General features: G+C 71.3%; 15 protein-coding genes and 2 pseudogenes. 11 read left to right on the forward strand and 6 right to left on the reverse strand.

The window, feature by feature from the left end:
* Positions 1 to 101: 101 nt before the first annotated feature.
* The 3 genes from ABZ915_RS28965 to ABZ915_RS28975 all read right to left on the reverse strand — a co-directional run bounded on the left by ABZ915_RS28965 (position 102) and on the right by ABZ915_RS28975 (position 3,223).
* On the reverse strand, positions 102 to 947 hold the full coding sequence (locus ABZ915_RS28965) for a class II fructose-bisphosphate aldolase (RefSeq protein WP_361809314.1): 846 nt from the start codon (positions 945 to 947) through the stop codon (positions 102 to 104).
* Positions 948 to 1,007: 60 nt separating this feature from the next.
* Entirely contained in the window at positions 1,008 to 1,898 is an 891-nt protein-coding gene (locus ABZ915_RS28970) for a sugar isomerase (RefSeq protein ID WP_361809317.1), read from the reverse strand.
* An 83-nt stretch (positions 1,899 to 1,981) separates the two neighbouring features.
* Complete coding sequence (locus ABZ915_RS28975) at positions 1,982 to 3,223, reverse strand: Gfo/Idh/MocA family oxidoreductase (protein WP_361809320.1); 1,242 nt, start codon at positions 3,221 to 3,223, stop codon at positions 1,982 to 1,984.
* A 425-nt stretch (positions 3,224 to 3,648) separates the two neighbouring features.
* On the opposite strand from ABZ915_RS28975, the gene ABZ915_RS28980 reads away from it, so the two are divergent.
* From ABZ915_RS28980 to ABZ915_RS29010, 7 genes are all read left to right on the forward strand, one after another.
* Positions 3,649 to 4,572 (forward strand): hexose kinase, encoded by a 924-nt coding sequence (locus ABZ915_RS28980; RefSeq protein WP_361809323.1) that lies wholly within the window; start codon positions 3,649 to 3,651, stop codon positions 4,570 to 4,572.
* 223 nt (positions 4,573 to 4,795) lie between these two features.
* Complete coding sequence (locus ABZ915_RS28985) at positions 4,796 to 5,602, forward strand: endo alpha-1,4 polygalactosaminidase (protein WP_361809326.1); 807 nt, start codon at positions 4,796 to 4,798, stop codon at positions 5,600 to 5,602.
* Between the two features lie 522 nt (positions 5,603 to 6,124).
* The gene (locus ABZ915_RS28990) at positions 6,125 to 7,453 is read left to right on the forward strand and encodes an ABC transporter substrate-binding protein (RefSeq protein WP_361809329.1); all 1,329 of its coding nucleotides are present in this window, start codon (positions 6,125 to 6,127) and stop codon (positions 7,451 to 7,453) included.
* Between the two features lie 12 nt (positions 7,454 to 7,465).
* A complete protein-coding gene (locus tag ABZ915_RS28995) occupies positions 7,466 to 8,404 on the forward strand; it encodes a sugar ABC transporter permease (RefSeq protein ID WP_361809332.1) in 939 nt (312 codons plus the stop codon).
* The gene (locus tag ABZ915_RS29000; protein ID WP_361809335.1) at positions 8,401 to 9,294 is read left to right on the forward strand and encodes a carbohydrate ABC transporter permease; all 894 of its coding nucleotides are present in this window, start codon (positions 8,401 to 8,403) and stop codon (positions 9,292 to 9,294) included. Before ABZ915_RS28995 ends, ABZ915_RS29000 begins: the two co-directional genes overlap by 4 nt.
* 45 nt (positions 9,295 to 9,339) lie before the next feature.
* The gene (locus ABZ915_RS29005) at positions 9,340 to 10,296 is read left to right on the forward strand and encodes a carbohydrate kinase family protein (protein ID WP_361809337.1); all 957 of its coding nucleotides are present in this window, start codon (positions 9,340 to 9,342) and stop codon (positions 10,294 to 10,296) included.
* On the forward strand, positions 10,293 to 11,603 hold the full coding sequence (locus tag ABZ915_RS29010; RefSeq protein WP_361809339.1) for an alpha-glucosidase/alpha-galactosidase: 1,311 nt from the start codon (positions 10,293 to 10,295) through the stop codon (positions 11,601 to 11,603). The genes ABZ915_RS29005 and ABZ915_RS29010 overlap by 4 nt, the downstream gene beginning before the upstream one ends.
* 98 nt (positions 11,604 to 11,701) lie before the next feature.
* Here ABZ915_RS29010 and ABZ915_RS29015 read toward each other — a convergent pair whose 3' ends face one another.
* Positions 11,702 to 12,292: a TetR/AcrR family transcriptional regulator gene (locus ABZ915_RS29015; protein WP_361809341.1), complete on the reverse strand. Its 591-nt coding sequence runs from the start codon at positions 12,290 to 12,292 to the stop codon at positions 11,702 to 11,704.
* 15 nt (positions 12,293 to 12,307) lie between these two features.
* Positions 12,308 to 14,323 carry a discoidin domain-containing protein gene (locus tag ABZ915_RS29020; protein ID WP_361809706.1) on the reverse strand — a complete coding sequence of 672 codons (2,016 nt, stop codon included), beginning with the start codon at positions 14,321 to 14,323 and terminating at the stop codon, positions 12,308 to 12,310.
* A gap of 362 nt (positions 14,324 to 14,685) precedes the next feature.
* On the opposite strand from ABZ915_RS29020, the gene ABZ915_RS29025 reads away from it, so the two are divergent.
* Positions 14,686 to 15,369, forward strand: coding sequence for a TetR/AcrR family transcriptional regulator (locus tag ABZ915_RS29025; protein WP_361809343.1), 684 nt, complete (start codon positions 14,686 to 14,688; stop codon positions 15,367 to 15,369).
* A 66-nt stretch (positions 15,370 to 15,435) separates the two neighbouring features.
* On the opposite strand, the gene ABZ915_RS29030 is transcribed toward ABZ915_RS29025, so the two are convergent.
* Positions 15,436 to 16,080, reverse strand: coding sequence for an enoyl-CoA hydratase-related protein (locus ABZ915_RS29030; RefSeq protein ID WP_361809345.1), 645 nt, complete (start codon positions 16,078 to 16,080; stop codon positions 15,436 to 15,438).
* Here ABZ915_RS29030 and ABZ915_RS29035 point away from each other — a divergent pair.
* From ABZ915_RS29035 to ABZ915_RS29045, 3 genes and pseudogenes are all read left to right on the forward strand, one after another.
* On the forward strand, positions 15,983 to 16,684 hold the full coding sequence (locus tag ABZ915_RS29035; RefSeq protein ID WP_361809347.1) for an SDR family oxidoreductase: 702 nt from the start codon (positions 15,983 to 15,985) through the stop codon (positions 16,682 to 16,684). The two genes, ABZ915_RS29030 and ABZ915_RS29035, sit on opposite strands and share 98 nt — an antisense overlap.
* Before the next feature lie 50 nt (positions 16,685 to 16,734).
* A pseudogene (locus ABZ915_RS29040) lies at positions 16,735 to 17,061 on the forward strand (CoA transferase); the annotation flags it as partial.
* A pseudogene (locus tag ABZ915_RS29045) lies at positions 17,061 to 17,424 on the forward strand (long-chain fatty acid--CoA ligase); the annotation flags it as partial. The pseudogenes ABZ915_RS29040 and ABZ915_RS29045, both read left to right, overlap by 1 nt.
* Between the last annotated feature and the right edge of the window lie 138 nt (positions 17,425 to 17,562).

Here is a 17,562-nt window from a genome sequence, read left to right on the forward strand (position 1 = left end):
GACGGCGCACGATCCCCGGCGGATCGGCCGTACCCGAGTGGCGGCACGTCACCGTACGACCACCGCACCCGGGCGGTCCGCCCCGCTGAACGGCCTTACCGTCACGGCGAGTCGGGCGTGGTCAGTGCTGTCAGGCACTCGGCCACGGCTTGGGTCATCGCATCCCGGGCCGATGCCAGATAGCGACGCGGATCCACCACGTCCGGCTCCCCCGCCAGCATGGCCCGGACCGCGCGGGTGAAGGCGACGTTGAGCAGTGTCCCAATGTTGATCTTCGTCATGCCGTGCTCCACGGCGGCCCGCAGCGCCGTGTGCGGCACGCCTGACGAACCGTGCAGAACCAGCGGCACGGGCACCTCGTCGCTGATCCGCGCGATGAGTTCGAGGTCGAGCGCGGCGGTCCGGGAGACCATCGCGTGGCTGCTGCCCACCGCGACGGCCAGTGCGTCCACACCGGTCTCGGCGACGAACCGGGCGGCGTCCTTCGGGTCGGTGCGCACCCCGGGGGTGTGCGCCGATCCCTTGCCGCCGATCTCGCCCAACTCCGCCTCCACGAACAGGCCGTGGCCGTGCGCCCAGCGGGCGGCCTCGCGGGTCGCGGCGATGTTCTCCTCGTCCGGCAGCCGGGACGCGTCGAACATCACCGAACTGGCCCCGCACTCGGCGGTGCGGTGCAGCAGAGCGACGTCCTCGACGTGGTCGAGGTGCAGGGCGAGCCGGGCGTCGCCGCTCCTGGCCGCGGCGCTTGTGGCGGCGGCCAGGGGCATGACGTCGCCGCCGTGGTGGCGTACGGCGTTCTGGCTGATCTGGACGATCGCCGGCCGGCCGGTGCGCCGCGCTGCGTCGGCGACGGCCTGGACGTGCTCCAGGGTGATGACGTTGAAGGCGGCTATGCCGGAACCCGACGCATGGGCTTCGGCGATCAGGTCCGCGCTGCGGCAGAGCATGACGTCCTTTCGGAGGGAGGGGCCCCGGACGGCCGGGACCGCTGTGCGCCGGGCGCGGGGTCAGGAGGCGGGGCGGTCCAGGATCACGGAGCGGGTCAGGGCGCGTGGCCGGTCGGGGTCCAGCCCCTTGCGCACCGCACTCGCCTCGGCGAGCCGTTGCACCCGCACCAGATCGGCCTGCGGGTCCTCGGGGTGGTCCACGAACAGCGCGCCGGTGGCGTCGACGTCCGCCCGCAGCCCGGCCTCGTCCGGGCCGAAGTGCCACACCAGGCGGCCGGGCGCGGCGATGGCGATCGGACCGTGCCGGTATTCGAGGGACGGGTAGGACTCCGTCCAGCTCTGGGTCGCCTCACGCATCTTCAGGGACGCCTCGCGGGCGATGCCGTGTGCCCAGCCCCGGCCGAGGAAGGTGATCTGGTCGGCGGTGACCCACTCCTCGGGCAGCGGCGCATGCAGCGCCGTACGCGCGGCCTCCGCCAGCGGCTCCGCCGCCTCGCCCAGTCCGGCGCGCAGCGCGGTCAGCGCGGTGGTCGCGAACACGGTCTGCACGACCGACTTCTCGTCCGCGAAGGACAGGTCGAGGACGTGGTCGGCGACGTCGACGATCGGCGTGGAGGTGTCGGCGGTCAGAGCGACCGCGGGGTACCGGCCGCGCCGCCGGTCGAGCAGTTCCAGGATCTCGGTGGTGGTGCCGGACCGGGAGATCGCCACCAGCCGGTCGTAGGTGCGCTCGTGCGGGAACTCGGAGGCCGCGAAGTGGTCCGTCTCGCCGAGGCCGCGCCGCTCGCGCAGTGCGGCGTACGCCTCGGCCATGAACCAGGAGGTGCCGCAGCCGACGACGGCGACCCGCTCGCCCGGCCGGGGCAGCAGATCCGCCGACTCTGCCGCCACGCTCGCGGCCTTGAGCCAGCTCTGGGGCTGGCGGGCGATCTCCTCGCCTATGAACGACATGCTGGTGCTCCTTGGTATGCGGAAGGACGCGCCTCGGCGGCCTTGGGGGGGGTGGGTGGATGGCTGAGTCGGGGAGGGGAAGGTCAGGAGGTCCGGGCGACCGGGCCACGCGAACCCGGCTGGTGGCGGGCGAAGTAGTCGGCGAGGTCCGGGGCCAGCGCGGGCACCTGGACGGGGATGCCGCCCGAACGCAGCGAGGTGGTGGCCGCGATGCCCGTGGCGACCGCCTCACGGGCGGCGACGGGCGAGGTGTCGGTGGCACCGCCGTGCGCGACGAAGCCCAGGAACTCGCCGACGAGGGCCTGGTCCGCGCCGCCGTGGCCGGCGTCGGCGGTCTCGGCGCTCTCGGCGCCGAGGGTGAGGTCGGCTTCGGGCCGGTAGCCGGAGCGGCGCCGGTTCCACACCTTGACGACCGGGGCGTCGCCCTGGATGCCGTCACCGAGGTTCTCGATGCGGCCCTCGTCGCCGATGACGGTGTAGTTGCGCCAGTAGTCGGGGGTGAAGTGACACTGCTGGTAGCTGGTGAGGACGCCGTTGTCGAGGCGCGTCAGCACCATGCTGATGTCCTCCACGTCGATGACGGGGTTGAGGTCGCGCAGCGCGGACGGCGGCCAGACGCCCTCGTCGAACCAGTCCTGCACCCGCCGCGGGCCCTGCGGTTCGGTGCGGCGGTGCGCGTTGGCGCCGTAGACGGCCAGGTCGCCCAGCGCGGTGACGGTACGGGCGCTACCGCCCGCCAGCCAGTGGATCGCGTCCAGGTCGTGCGCGCCCTTCTGGAGCAACAAGCCGGTGGTCCGGGCCTGTTCGGCGTGCCAGTCCTTGAAGTAGTAGTCGCCGCCGTGGCCGACGAAGTGCCGGCACCACACGGCTCGTACGGTCCCGATCGCGCCCTCGTCGACGAGCCGGCGCATGGTGCGCAGGACCGGCAGGTGGCGCAGGTTGTGCCCGACGTAGAGCCGGGTACGGGTGCGGGCGGCGGTGGCCAGTACCCGGTCGCAGTCGTCGAGGGTGACGGTCAGCGGCTTCTCGACGAACACGGCGACGCCGGCTTCGAGGAAGTACAGGGCGGGCGCGGTGTGCAGGTCGTCGGGGGTGAGGACGAAGACGGCGTCGAGGTCGTCCGCGAGCATGTCCTCGTAGCGCTCGTGGACCCGTACGCCGGCGCCGAAGAGCGTGCGGGCGTCGGCGCGGCCGCGGGCGGCCGGATCGGCGCAGGAGACCACGCGGGCCGTTCCGGGCCGGTCGGCCAGGGTGGCCAGTCCGGCGCGCTGGCCCACGCCGACGACACCCACGCGCAGTTCGGGCGCGGGCGGCTGGTCGGTCATGGGGACACCCCTTCGTCTTGGTCGCGGACAGGGAGAAGCGCTCGACGCCACGGCTTCGCGGCGGGCCGGCTGACGGCCGTCGGGGCGTCGGGCCGTGGACCGTCGGGCCCCGGGCGGTGGCAACGGTCGATGGTGGTCGGCGGTCCCGCCGGTTCCGGACGCCGCCGTACGACGGGACCGCACCGGGCGGCGAGCTGACGTCACAACAGGCCCCGGAACGGGATCGGACCCCGGGTTCCACCGTGACGTCCCTGACAATAGATGCTCGAAACTGCTCTATCAACGCTTCCAGCGAGCATCTTCGAGCAATTTGGCTACGATCCGACGACGCACTGGGTGGCGGTCGGCCCTTCGGCGGGGCTCGCGCCCGCCCCCACCTCCGCCCTTCTCCCCCGCCGTTCCCGGCTTCCACCCAAGGAGCAGCAGTGATACTCACCGTCACCCTCAACGCCGCGCTCGACGTCACCCACCGCGTCGACCGGCTCCATCTCCACGCGAGCAACCGCGTCTCCGCCGTCGCCCAGCGGGCCGGCGGCAAAGGGGTCAACGTGGCCCGGGTCCTGCACGCCCTCGGCCACCCGACCGCCGTCACCGGATTTGCCGGGGGCCCGACCGGCGCCGCCGTACGCGCCGAACTCACCTCGGCCGCCCTCGCCGACCACCTCGTACCGATCGAGGGGGAGAGCCGCCGCACCGTCGCGGTCGTCGACGACCGGGACACCACGATCCTGCTGGAGCCCGGACCGCGGGTGACTCCCGCCGAATGGGCGCGGTTCACCCGCCGGTACCGGGAACTGCTGGGCGGTGCGCGGGCCGTCGTCCTCTCCGGCAGCCTGCCGCCGGGCGTGCCCGCGGACGCCTACGCCGAACTCGTCGCCCTGGCCCGCGCCGCGGACGTGCCCACCGTCCTGGACGCGGACGGCGAGGCCCTGCTGACGGCGCTCGCCGAGCGCCCGGACGTCATCAAGCCGAACGCCCACGAACTCGCCGCGGCCACCGGCGGCGACGACCCGGCGGCGGGCGCGGCCGCACTGGCCGCCGCCGGCGCACGGGCGGTGGTCGCCTCGCTCGGCCCCGACGGACTCCTCGCCCACACCCCCGACGGAGTGTGGCGGGCCCGGCCGCCCGCCCCTGTCGCGGGCAACCCCACGGGCGCGGGGGACGCGGCGGTCGCCGCTCTCGCCCTCGGGCTCATCACCCAACGCCCCTGGCCGGAGCGGCTCGTCGAGGCCGTGGCCCTGTCGGCCGCCGCCGTTGCCGCCCCGCTCGCCGGGGACTTCGACGCCGCGACGCGCCGCGCCCTGCTCGGCACGGTGACCGTGAGCCCGGTCCCGCCGTCCGGTACGTGACGCTCCGGCACGGCTCGTGCCACGGGACCCGGCACCCTCGTTGACATCCTCACAGGCGCTCGCTTTACTCCCGGACAACGCAGGAGCCCCGCTCCGCGTCAGAGGTACGCCCAGCCGGTATGCAGGCCCCGCGCCGCGAGCCCGGCCCGAGTCGCCAGGACGCCCACGCGTCCGAGGCGGGGACGTGCCCTCTCCCCATGGAGCTCGATACATGAGCCACCTGATGAGCACCACCCCCCGGAAGGTCGCCGGCGCGGCCGTAGGCGTCGCCGCTCTGGCCGGCGCGCTGCTCGCGCAGGCGACCACGTCGCAGGCCTCGGCCGTGACGCTGCCGCCCGCCCACGCCGGCTTCGACTACCAGATCGGAGGCGCCTACACCCCGCCGTCCGGCGTCAAGGTCGTCACCCGCGACCACAGCGCCAAGCCGGTGACCGGGCTGTACAACATCTGCTACGTGAACGCCTTCCAGGCCCAGCCCGGCGCCGAGAAGGACTGGGCCTCGGACCTGCTGCTGCGCGACTCCGCGGGCAAGGTCGTCTACGACAAGAACTGGGACGAGGCGCTCCTCGACGTCGGCACCGACGCCAAGCGCAAGCGGATCGCCGACAAGATCGGGGCCCTGATCGACGGCTGCCGCGACAAGGGCTTCCAGGCCGTCGAGCCGGACAACTACGACAGCTACACCCGCTCGGGAAAGCGGCTGACCGCGAACAACGCGCAGGCGTTCATCAAGCTGCTGTCCGCCCGCGCCCACGCGGACGGGCTGGCCATCGCCCAGAAGAACACCTCCGAGCTGGCCGCGAACCGCACCGCCAACGGCCTCGACTTCGCCGTGGCGGAGGAGTGCGGCGCGTACGACGAGTGCGGCGAGTACACCAGCGCCTTCGGCAACCACGTCATCGTGATCGAGTACACCGATTCCGGCCGCTCGAAGGCATGCAGGTCGTGGGGCAGCACGCTGAGCATCGTCCAGCGCGACCTCGACGTCTCCCCGGCCGGCAGCAGCGGGTACGTCCGCAAGACCTGCTGACCGGGCCTTCGGGGTTTCCGTTTTAGCCTGTGGCGGCTCCCCCGAGCCGCCGCAGGCCTCTTTCCAGAGCCCGGAGTCCTCGAAACCTCATATGCTCGATCATGCGCGTTTCCCGGGTGTTTCACGCAGATTCAAGCATGCCGGACTCTTGACAGGTACCGGGAACGATCGTTTAACTCCTGGTCAACGCCGCACACGCAGTACGCGGCGGCAGAGGTACGCCCAGCCGGTAGCTGACCACGCGCCAGGAGCCCGGACTGAGTCGCCAGGAGCCCTCGGGCGTCCGAGGCGGGGCCGTGCCCACCATGCTCTGGAGCTCGGCCTTGAACGGTACCCGCGTGACCCGCCGCGGCCGGCCGGGCACCGACGGCGCTCCGGTACCCGCGGGACCGGCGGCGGTACGACGACCGTCCCCGCCCCGGGGCTGAGCACCCCCACCGCGACTCCACGGCCGGAACGGCGCACGCCGGCCGCATCCCCGTACAGACATCGCCTGTCCCACAGCTCCAACCGGAGGTACCCATGCAAGCGGTCTCCCGCAGCGCGCGGCCCGCCCGCCGCGATGTGCTGCGCGCCGGCGCAGGCCTGGCCACGGCAGTGGCCGCGGGCACGGCGGCCTCCGGCTGCGCGGCGGACCGCGACGACGGCGTCGCCGCCGACGGCACCGTGACCATCGATATGTGGCACGGCCAGACCGACACCGGCAAGAAGGCCCTGGAGTCCCTGGTCGCCTCCTTCACGCGCAGCCATCCCCGCATCCACGTCGAACTCGGCGGCGGCGTGCTCGCCGACGCGATGCTCCAGAAGGTGACGGCCGCCCTCGCCGCCGGCTCGTACCCCGACATCGCCTACATCTTCGGCTCCGACCTGGCCAGCGTCGCCCGCAGCCCCCAGGTCGTCGACCTCACCGACATGGTCAAGAGCGCCCCCACCCCCTGGGCCGGCTACTGGGTGCCCGCCCGCAAGGCCGTCACCGTGAACGGGCGGGTGCGGGCCGCACCCGCCGTGCTGGACTCCCTCGCCGTCGTCTGCAACAAGAAGCTCTTCGCACAGGCCGGCCTGCCGCTGCCCGACCCGGGCTGGCGGTGGGACGACTTCGTCGCCACCGCCAAGGCCCTCACCGACACAGGCGGCGGCCGCTTCGGCACCGGCTGGCCCGGCGTCGGCGACGAGGACACCGTCTGGCGGCTGTGGCCCATGATCTGGGACCTCGGCGGCGACGTCGTCGCCGCCGACGGCAAGCACATCGGCTTCGGCGACACCGGCACCCGGGCCCTGGAGGTCGTCGCCCGACTGGCCCGCGACAAGAGCGTCTACGTCGACCCGAAACCCGGCAGCGAGCAGATGTACCAGGTCTTCATGTCGGGCCGCATGGCCATGGCCGTCACCGGTCCCTGGCAGCTCCCCGACATCCAGCAGGCCAAGATCGACTACCACGTCGTCCCGCTGCCCACCTTCTCCGGCCGGCCGATGACCATCAGCGGACCCGACACCTGGACGGTCTTCGACAACGGCGACGCCCGCAAGAAGGCCGCCAAGACGTTCGTCAGCTGGCTCATGCAGCCCGACCAGGACGTGCGCTGGGACATCCGGGCGGGCAGCCTGCCGCTCAGCCGCAGCACCCGCGACCTGCCCGACTGGCAGCGCAAGGAGAGCGGCACCGAGGGCCTGGGGGAGTTCACCAAGGCCCTGGACTCCGCCCGCGTGCGCCCCGTGCACGCCGCCTACCCGCAGATCTCCCAGGCCCTCGGACAGGCCATCGTCGCCGTGCTGCTCGGCCGGAGCAGTCCCGCCAAGGCGATGCGCGCCTGCGCCGACGACGCCAACGCCGCACTGCTCATCCCGCGTTGAGGAGCCCCCTTCATGTCGCGACTGCCCACCCCGATCACCGTGTCCCGGCCCCCGGACAACCGCCGCGCCCTGCGCCGCAGACGCGCCGGCGAGGCCGCCATGGCCTGGTCGTTCGTCTCACCCGCCGTCCTCATCATCCTCGGGCTGAGCGTGGTGCCGATCATCTGGTCGCTGCTGCTGTCCTTCCAGGCCAACGACCTGGTCACCCCCAGCCGGTGGGTCGGCCTGGACAACTACCGCGCCCTCGCCCAGGACCCGCACTTCAGCCAGGCCCTGCGCAACACCCTGCTCTACACCGCGCTGTACGTGCCGGCCAGCATGGCGATCGGACTGCTCCTCGCCCTCGCCCTCAACCGGCGCATCCGCTTCGTCGGCCTCTACCGCACCCTGTACTTCGTCCCGTTCGTGGTCTCCGCGACCGCGCAGGGCGTGCTGTTCTCCTTCATCCTCGACCCCGAGTTCGGCGCCGCCAACGCCGTGCTCCACCACCTCGGCATCCCGTCCCAGGGCTTCCTCACCGACCCCTCCCAGGCACTGCCCGTGCTCGTCGCCGTCAGCCTGTGGAGCGGCACCGGGTTCTGCCTGGTCATCTACCTCGCCGCGCTCCAGGACGTGCCCGCCTCACTGATCGAGGCGGCCCGGCTGGACGGCGCCGACCGCCGCCAGCTCCTGCGCCACGTCACCCTGCCCGCGCTGCGGCCCGTAACGGTGTTCCTGCTGCTGTGGCAGACCATTCAGTCCCTCCAGGCGTTCGACCTCGTCTACGTCACCACCAAGGGCGGGCCGCTCGGTTCCACCACGGTGATCGTCTACTTCATCTGGGAGCAGGCCTTCAAGAACGCCACCGCCGGATACGGGGCCGCCTCCGCCTATGTCCTGGCCGTGGCCCTGGGACTGATCGGCCTGATCCTCCAGGTCGTCCGCCGCCGCCTCCAGGGAGCCTCCGCATGACCGCCGTCTCCGCCCCGCCCCACGCCGCGCAGGCGGCCTCGTCCGCCACCCGGCCCGGCAGCCGGCGCCGCCGCCCCCGGCTGCCGTTCAGCCCCTGGCACCTGCTGCTCGCCCCCATGGCCCTGCTCTTCGCGGTGCCGCTGATCTGGCTGGTCCTCAGTTCGGTGATGAGCAACGCGGAGATCAACCGCTTCCCGCCGGCGCTGTGGCCCTCCCATCTCGACCTGGGCGGCTACCGCTACGTGCTGGGCAACGCGATGTTCCCGCGCTGGTTCGCCAACTCGTTCGTCGTCAGCCTGGTCACCGTCACCGCCAACCTGGTGCTCGGCACCCTCGGCGGCTACGCCTTCGCCCGGATGCGGTTCGCCGGCTCCCGGCTGCTGCTGGGCCTGATGCTGGCGACGATGGCGATCCCGTTCCAGCTGACCATGATCCCCACCTTCCTGGTGATGAAGCAGCTCGGCCTCATCGACACCCTCGGCGCGCTGATCGTGCCGTCCCTGGTCACACCCTTCTCGGTGTTCCTGCTCCGCCAGTTCTTCCTCTCGCTGCCCCGGGAGCTGGAGGAGGCAGCCTGGATCGACGGCTGCTCCCGACTGCGCGTGCTGTGGCGGATCGTGCTCCCGCTGTCCCGGCCCGCCCTCAGCACCGTGGCCGTCCTCACCTTCCTGAGCACCTGGAACGACCTCACCTGGCCCCTGATCGCCATCAACCACGACACCCAGTACACGCTCCAGCTCGGCCTGACGACCTTTCAGGGACAGCACCACACCCAGTGGGCCGCCGTGATGGCCGGGAACGTCATCACCGTGCTGCCCGTCCTGCTCGCCTTCCTCGGCGCGCAGAAGGCGTTCATCCAGTCCATCACCTCCACCGGGCTCAAGGGCTGACCCCGCAGGCCACCCCGACACACCACCCAGGCAGGAACCTCCGCAATGCCGCACACCTACGACCTGCTCGTCATCGGTGACGCCAACCCGGACGTCGTCATCGGCCCCCTCGACACCCCGCTCGCCTTCGGCCAGCGCGAACAACTGGTGCCCTCCGGCGCCCTCGCCATCGGGGGATCCGGCGCGATCGTCGCCTGCGGGGCCGCACGCCTCGGCCTCCGGGTCGCCTTCGCCGGCCGGGTGGGCGACGACGACGCCGGCCGCTACATGCGCGACCGCCTCGACGCCCACGGTGTCGACACCGAGGCGCTGACGCTCGACCACCACCGCCCCACCCCGCTGACCGTCGTCCTCACCCGCGGCGACGACCGGGCCATCCTCACCGCCCCCGGCACCCTGGCCGCGACCACCGCCGACGACGTGCCGCCCGCCCTGCTGGCCGCCGCCCGGCACGTCCACTCCACCTCGTACTTCCTGATGCCCCAGCTCGCCGCCGCGCTCCCGGACCTCCTGCGCACCGCACGCCGGCACGGCGCGACCACCTCCGTCGACACCAACGACGACCCGGCCGACCAGTGGGAGCCCACCGGTCTGGACGCCGTGCTGGCCCACACCGACTTCCTGCTGCCCAATGCCGCCGAGGCCCGCCGGCTGGCCCGGACCGACGCCGCGGACCCGGCCGAGGCCGCCGCCCGGCTGGCCGCCCGGGGCCCGGTCGCCGTCGTCAAGAACGGCGCGGACGGCGCGCTGTGCCACGACGGCGAACGCCTCTTCACCACCCGGGGCATCGCGGTCGAGCCGGTCGACGCGGTGGGCGCCGGCGACAGCTTCGACGCCGGCTTCATCGCCGGCCTGCTGCACGAGATGTCCCTGCCGGACGCGCTGCGCCTCGCCGCGGTCTGCGGCGCCCTGTCCACCCGCGCCAGCGGCGGCACCGCCGCTCAGCCCACCTGGGACGAAGCCCTCACCCGCCTTCCCGAGACCGAGGAAACCCCCGTATGACCACCCCCAAGATCGTCTTCGTCGGCGCCGGCAGCGTCGTCTTCACCCAGGGTCTGCTCGCCGACCTCCTCGTCTTCGACGAACTGAAGTCCGCGCACATCGCGCTGCACGACATCGACGCCGAACGCCTGGCCACCGCGCACGCCGCCGCCGTCCGCATCGCCGACACCCTCGGTGCCGGCTCCACCGTCACCGCACACGCCAACCGCCGCGAGGCCCTGGCGGACGCCGACTTCGTGATCAACATCGTGCAGATCGGCATGGTCGAGGCCACCCGCACCGACTTCGAGGTACCCGCCCGCTACGGCCTGCGCCAGACCATCGGCGACACTCTCGGCATCGGCGGCATCTTCCGCGCCCTGCGCACCTTCCCGTTCCTCAGGGAGCTGGGCCGCGACATCGCCGAGGTCTGCCCCCAGGCCTGGCTGCTCAACTACACCAACCCCATGGCCATGAACGTCCAGTACCTCACCCAGGCCACCGGCCTGACCCGGGTGGTGGGCCTGTGCCACTCGGTCTACTGGACGATGCGTGACCTCGCCGACCTGGTCAAGGTCCCCTACGAGGAGATCAGTTACCACGCGGCCGGTGTCAACCACCAGGCGTGGGTGCTGCGCTTCGAGCATCAGGGGCAGGACCTCTACCCGAGGCTCGACGAACTGATCGCCGGCGACGAGCAGCTGCGCCGCCGGGTCCGCGTCGACATGTACCGCAGGCTCGGCCACTATCCGACCGAGACCAGCGAGCACTCCTCCGAGTACGTCCCCTGGTACCTGCACCACACCAGCGAGGTCGAGCGGCTGCGGCTGCCGGTCGGCGAGTACCTCAAGATCGTCGACGAGAACACGGCAGAGTACGAGAGGACCCGCGACGCGCTGGCCGCAGGCGCCCCGATCACCGTCGAGGGCACGATGGAGTACGCGCCCCAGATCATCCACAGCATGGTCACCGGTACCCCGCGCACGGTCTACGGCAACGTCCCCAACCGCGGCCTGATCGACAACCTGCCCGCGCACGGCGTGGTCGAGGTGCCCTGCCTGGTGGACTCGCTGGGTGTCCAGCCCACCCGCGTGGGCTCTCTCCCGCCCCAGCTGGCGGCGCTCAACCGCACCTACCTGAGCGCGAACGACCTGGTGGTGCGGGCGGCGCTCGAGGACGAACCGCGGCACATCAGGCATGCGGCGATGACCGACCCGGCCACCGCCGCGGCTCTGCCCGTCGAGGACATCTGGCGCCTGTGCGACGACATGGTCACCGCCCATGGCGACCTTCTCCAGCCGGGGCTGCGCGTCCGCCTCGGCTCCTGACCGGTACCCGGCGGTCCGGCCGCGCCGGACCGCCGGCCGGGCGACGGGCCCTGCTCCGGGGCTCGTCGCGCATGTACGGTCGTTGCGCCGGGTGCGGCTCAGGCCACCAGGCTCGCGATGTGGGCGGTGACCGTGTCGAGAATGTCGGTCCAGGCCGACTCGTCGCCGAGGACGAGGTAGTTGAGGGTCAGGCCGTCGGTCACCGCGGCGAGATAGCGGGCCAGTACGGAGACGGGGACGCGGAGTCGCAGGTCACGGCTGGTGCGCAACTGCTCGATCAGCTCGGTGTAGGCGATGCCGTAGAGCTCGTACTGCCGTCGGGCCAGGTGCTCGAACCCCGGCTCTCGCAGGGCGTATTGGGTCAGTTCGTAGGTGAGCATGTGCTCGTGGGGGCGGTCGCGGACGTGGTCCCAGTACGCCTCGAAGCCGGCCCGGACGGTCTCCTCCAGCGTGGCCCTGGGCCGCAGTGCCTCCCGCACCACGGTCACCGAGTGGTCGGTGAGGGTGGTGATGACGGACTCGATCAGAGCCTGCTTGGAGTCGAAGCAGTAGTGGAAGACGCTCAGCGACATGCCTGCCTCGGCGGCGATGGCCCGGGTCGTCGTCTTGGCGACGCCGTCCCGGGCCATCGCCCTGATCGCCGCTTCCGTCAGCTGCCGGCGCCGCTCGGCCGACGGCATGCGTGCCATCCGTGAACTCCCGCCTCAGGCGCTGTGGACTCCGACCTCGTACAGCGAGTATCCCCAGTCGGTGCCGCGGTCGAGACCGTGGACCCGGACGTAGCGGGCCGGGGTCCCGGTGAACCGGGCCGTGTCCAGGCCGCCGTCGCCGCTCGTGGTGGACCAGGCGGTCTGCCAGTTCGTGCCGTCGGTGGAGAGTTCGATGCGGTACGACTTGCCGTACGCGCGCTCCCAGTCCAGCGTCACCCGGGACACCAGCTGGGTGGAGCCCAGGTCGACCTGCCACCACTGGTCGTCGCTCCAGTCGCTGGCCCACCGGGTGGTGTCGTCACCGTCGACGGCACGGCCCGGCCGGTAGCTGGTGAACGGGTTCGACTCGGACGAACTGGCCGTCGTGGGCTGCCCCTTGGCGAGGTTGACCGAGGCCTGGTGCCGTTCGGTGGCGCCCCAGGTGTCCAGGTAGGACTCGGCGCCCCGGAACAGGTCGTTCACCACGTCCTGGCCGCCGACCTGCCGGATGTCCTCGATCCAGTCGGGGATCATCCCGGCGTGGGCCGCGCCGTCGGTGTTGATGTCGAAGGTGCGCTCGCCGGAGGTCTGCCGGTCGATGACGGAGCCGCCGTCGACGCTCCTGAAGGGGTACGTCACCTTGTTCGCGGCGTCCGCGCCGCGCGGGGCGGGGTGGTCGCCGATGCCGTTGAAGTCGGTGCCGAAGCCGTAGCCCACGCCGTACTTGTCGCGCAGCGCCTTGGTCCGGGCGGCTTCCGCGACGAAGCCCTCGGAACCGTGCATGTACTGGGCGACGAAGCCGCCGAGGGAGTAGACCCGCTCGGTCCAGTTCAGGTCCATCCAGCTGTGCGAGGAGATCACACCGGGGTAGGACGCCGACTCCAGGATGTCCAGCGCCTGGCCGACGGCCTTGACGCTCATGTGGTCGATCTCCAGCATCATCTTGCGCTTCATCATGCCGCGCACGGCATACTCGCCGAGTCCGGTGAGGCCGCGCTTGTTGCACTGGGCGTCCGAGTCGTACGAGGGGACGTCCACGCCGGCCGGCAGGTCCGACTCCGCCTGTGACGAGGCGTTCCCGATGGGGTTGTCGTGTTGCGGGCCGGTGCACTTCTCGGTCTGCCAGAAGGTGCCGGTCGACAGGAACTGGCCGACGTTGATGGCCGTTCCGAGACCGCCGGAGTCGAAGCGGACGCCGCACAGCGCGTTGTCGAACTTGTGGCACAGGAACATCGAGCGGACGCCGAGCGCGTAGAGCTCGTCGAGTCCCTTGTCGATGTCCTCCTTGCTGCACTGCGGGATGTCGAGGATCTGCTTGCACCCGAAGGGCTCGGAGGTCTCGACCCCGAGGATGACGGCGAGTTTGCCCTGCTCGATGACCTCACGTGCCTGCGCGCTGTCGGTGACGACGCGGAACCAGCCCTTGCCGGTGCCGCCGTACATCTTGTCGATGTACGCCTGGAGGTCGTACGTCATCTTCGCCTGCAACCGGATCGACGTCATCTCGTCGCAACTGCGGTCCTTGAAGAAGTAGACGGAGCAGATCATGCCGTTGGTGACGAGGTCGTTGACGAGCACGCGCTGTCCACCGCGCCAGGCCCGCTCCACCCATGCGTAGTAGTCGGCCTGGTGGGTCATCGAGTCGTACGCGGGCCAGTCCTTGAAGGTCGGCCAGCCGACCGGGTCGTGCTTGCCGTCGCCGCCGTGGGTGATGTAGTCGAAGATCGCGAGGGTCCCGTCGGGGTAGTGCTCGGGGCAGTCCTTCAGGGCGTCGGCGACACCGGCCTCGGAGAAGACCTTGCCGCAGATCAGCCGGCCGCCGAAGGCCTCGTTGCCGAAGAGGTGGTTGTGCGCGTCGACGAACCCGCGTACCTCTCCCGCCGAGTTGGTGCCGGTGAACGGCTCGCCGGTGACGTTGATCTGGACGTCCGGGGCGGGTCGCGCGGTGGGGATCCACCAGTCGTTGCCGGCCGCCGAACTCGGTGTGGGCCCGAGGGCCATGGCCAGTACCAGGAGCAGCAGGGACAGCATGGTGACGTTTCTGCGTCTGCGGTACGAGCGTCGAATCGGCGTCACGGCCCACGTCCCTCGGTCGGCGGGAGGGCGCGGTCGGCGAAACCCTGAGGTTGTCATGAACCGCGCAATACCTGGGACGAGGATCGGACCGCGCGCCTACCGAGTCAAGTGTCCGGGACGCTTGACCTGATGACTCAGCGGCTCAACTCACGCACCCAGTCGCCGAGTACGGGCACGCACCGCTCGGCGAAGTACTCGTGGTCGGCCGGGGTGCTGGGGTGGTGCTCGGTGATCCAGCGGGCGGCGAGAAGGCCCTCGCCATTGGATCAATGATCCGATGCATGGAGAGGCCCTTCTGGGGGTGCGATGATTGGAGCATGGGACGGCAGAGGACCAAGCCGGCCCCGACGCCGCCGACCACGACACGTGGTCGGCGTACCCGTGACGCCCTGATCCTCGCCGGGCGGGAAGTCCTGGAGCAGCAGGGCTGGTCCGCTTTCAGTCCTGAAGCGGTGGCGCAGGCGGCAGGCGTCTCGTATGGGACGTTCTATACGTACTTTGAGTCCCGGGACGATCTGCTGCACCATGTCGTCCGATCGGTGGCGGGTGAGATGTTGGCCTCGAGTCTGGTGTCACCGGAGGTGGTGGGCGACCCGTACGCGAAGCTCGTGGAGTCGAACCGCCTCTACCTCCGCGCCTGGGACAAGGCGTCGAAGGTGCTGCGACTCGTGGATCAGGGGGCGGCCGCGGACGAGGCCCTGCGGCAGATCGTCCTCGAGATCCGGGAGTTCTACGTCAGCCGTGCCACGAAGGGCCTGCGGCGACTGCAGGACGCGGGGCTGGCGAATCCGGACCTGGACGCGCGGCTGACGGCCCTGGCGCTGGGGTCGATGGTCGAGCAGGTCGCCCACGCGTGGTCCTCCGTGGAAGACCCTTTCGACGAGGACACCGTCGTCGATCACCTGTCGCGGCTGTGGGCGTCTGCCATCGGGTTGCGGGGCGCACCGGACGAGGGGTGGGCCGCTCGAGCCCGTACGTCATCAGGTACGGCGCCCAGCTGAGGCAGGTAGGTGGCCGAGGCAAGGCGTTCATGCCGACCGGGCAGTCGGCCATGGCGTACGGACGGTTCAGCGTCCCGTGAAGGTCGGCTTCTGCTTGGCGAGGAAGGCGTTCAGGCCGAGGCGGTAGTCCTCAGAGGCCCCCGTGCGGGCGATCTGCGCCGCTTCGTATTCCAGGGCGGCGTCGAGTGTCGATTCTGACGCGAAGGTCACGGCTGCCTTGATGGCGGCGAAGGTGCTGGTGGGGCCGGCGGCCAGGGCGGCAGCGCTGCGGTGGACCTTGGCGTCGAGGTCCTCGTCAGCGGTGACCTGGTGCAGCAGTCCCAGGTCGAGCGCCTCTGCCGCGCTGAGGAGGCGGGGGTGCAGCAGCAGGTTGAGTGCTGCTGCTCGTCCGGCGACGCGGGGCAGGGTCCAGGAGATTCCGGTGTCGCAGGACAGGCCGATGCCGGCGAAGGCGGTCGTGAAGGTTGCGGACGTGGCGGCGATCCGGAAGTCGCATGCCAGTGCCAGCGCCATGCCTGCGCCGGCGGCGGCCCCGTTGATGGCTGCGATCACGGGCTTGGGCATCGTCAGCACGGTCCGGACGAGGGGGCTGTAGTGCTCGCGCACGGTGGCGGTGGCCAGCCGGAAGCAGTCCAACGTCGACGCGGCGGTCAAGCAGCTCAGCGCCCATGGGAACCCCGTGCGCGGGTTCGTCGCCGATGTGCGGGACATGGGGTCGGTCGCGGAGGTCTTCGGCGCGGTGCGCTCGGAGTTCGGGCCGGTCGATGTACTGGTCTCCGGGGCGGCCGGCAACTTCCTGGCCGAGGCGAACGGGCTGTCGTCGAACGGCTTCAAGGTGGTCGTGGACATCGACCTCAACGGCACCTTCCACGTGATGCGCGCCGGGTTCGAGCACCTCGCTCCCGGCGCCTCGGTCATCAACATCACCGCGCCGCAAGCGGTGATCCCCGTGCGGTACCAGGCCCATGTGTGCGCCGCGAAGGCGGGCGTCGACCAGCTGACCCGGGTGCTCGCGCTGGAGTGGGGCGCCAAGGGCATCCGCGTGAACGCGATCGCGCCGGGCCCGATCGCCGGGACGGAGGGCCTGGCACGGCTGTCGCCGGGAGACGACCCGGATGGCAACAGGTCGGTCAAGACCGTTCCGCTGGGCCGGTTCGGCACGAAGGAGGAGATCGCCGATCTGGCGATGTTCCTGTCGTCCTCTGCCGCCGCCTACATCTCCGGTGCGGTGATCCCGTGCGACGGCGGGGGATCGTTCGAGAGCATCCGCGCGATCGAGGAAGCCAGCCGCTTTCTCGCCTCGGCCCCGCGGTGAGTGACGGACTGCAGCCCTCTCCCCGCGCTGCGAGAGACGGGGAAGCGCCCCTGCGCAGCGGCCCGCTCCGCGGCGTGCGGGTGGTGGAGCTCGCCGGAATCGGCCCCGGCCCCTTCGCGGCCATGCTCCTCGCCGACCTCGGCGCCGACATCGTCCGCGTCGACCGGCCCGGCGGCCCCGGCCTCGGCATCGACCCCGCCCACGACCTGACCAACCGCAACAAGCGCTCCGTCCTCGTCGACCTCAAGGCCGCCGACGGCCCCGCCACCGTACTCGACCTCGTCGAGCGCGCCGATGTCCTCATCGAGGGCTACCGCCCCGGCGTCGCCGAACGGCTCGGCGTCGGCCCCGACGCCTGCCTCGCCCGCAACCCGCGGGCGAGATCCTCCTGCGCGGCCCCGGCGTCATGCGCGGCTATCACAACCTCCCCGCCCAGAGCGCCGAGGCACTGACCCATGACGGCTGGCTTCGCACCGGCGACATCGGCGAACTCGACGCGGACGGCTTCCTGCGCATCACCGACCGCAAGAAGGACACGTTCAAGACTTCCAACCTACGTTCAGCGGGTCAACAACGACCTCCAACGCTGGCAGACCATCAAGGACTTCACGCTGCTCCCCCGCGATCTCGACGTCGAGCACGGCGAACTCACCCCCAGCCTGAAGATCAAGAGACCAGTCGTCGAGCGCACCTACGCAGAACTGATCACAGCCATGTACGCAGGCACGCAGGAAGCCTGAACACCGCGTAGCCGGGCGGAGGTTGGGCGGTGAAGGTGCATGACCGAACGCCGCACGACGGAGATCGGGGCGCTGGCCGGCTCCCACCACTGCCACGAGCGCTCCTTGCCCTGGATGCCTTCGGCCTCCAGTACGGCG

Source organism: Streptomyces sp. NPDC046915 (genome assembly GCF_040644935.1).
Taxonomy (GTDB): Bacteria; Actinomycetota; Actinomycetes; order Streptomycetales; family Streptomycetaceae; genus Streptomyces.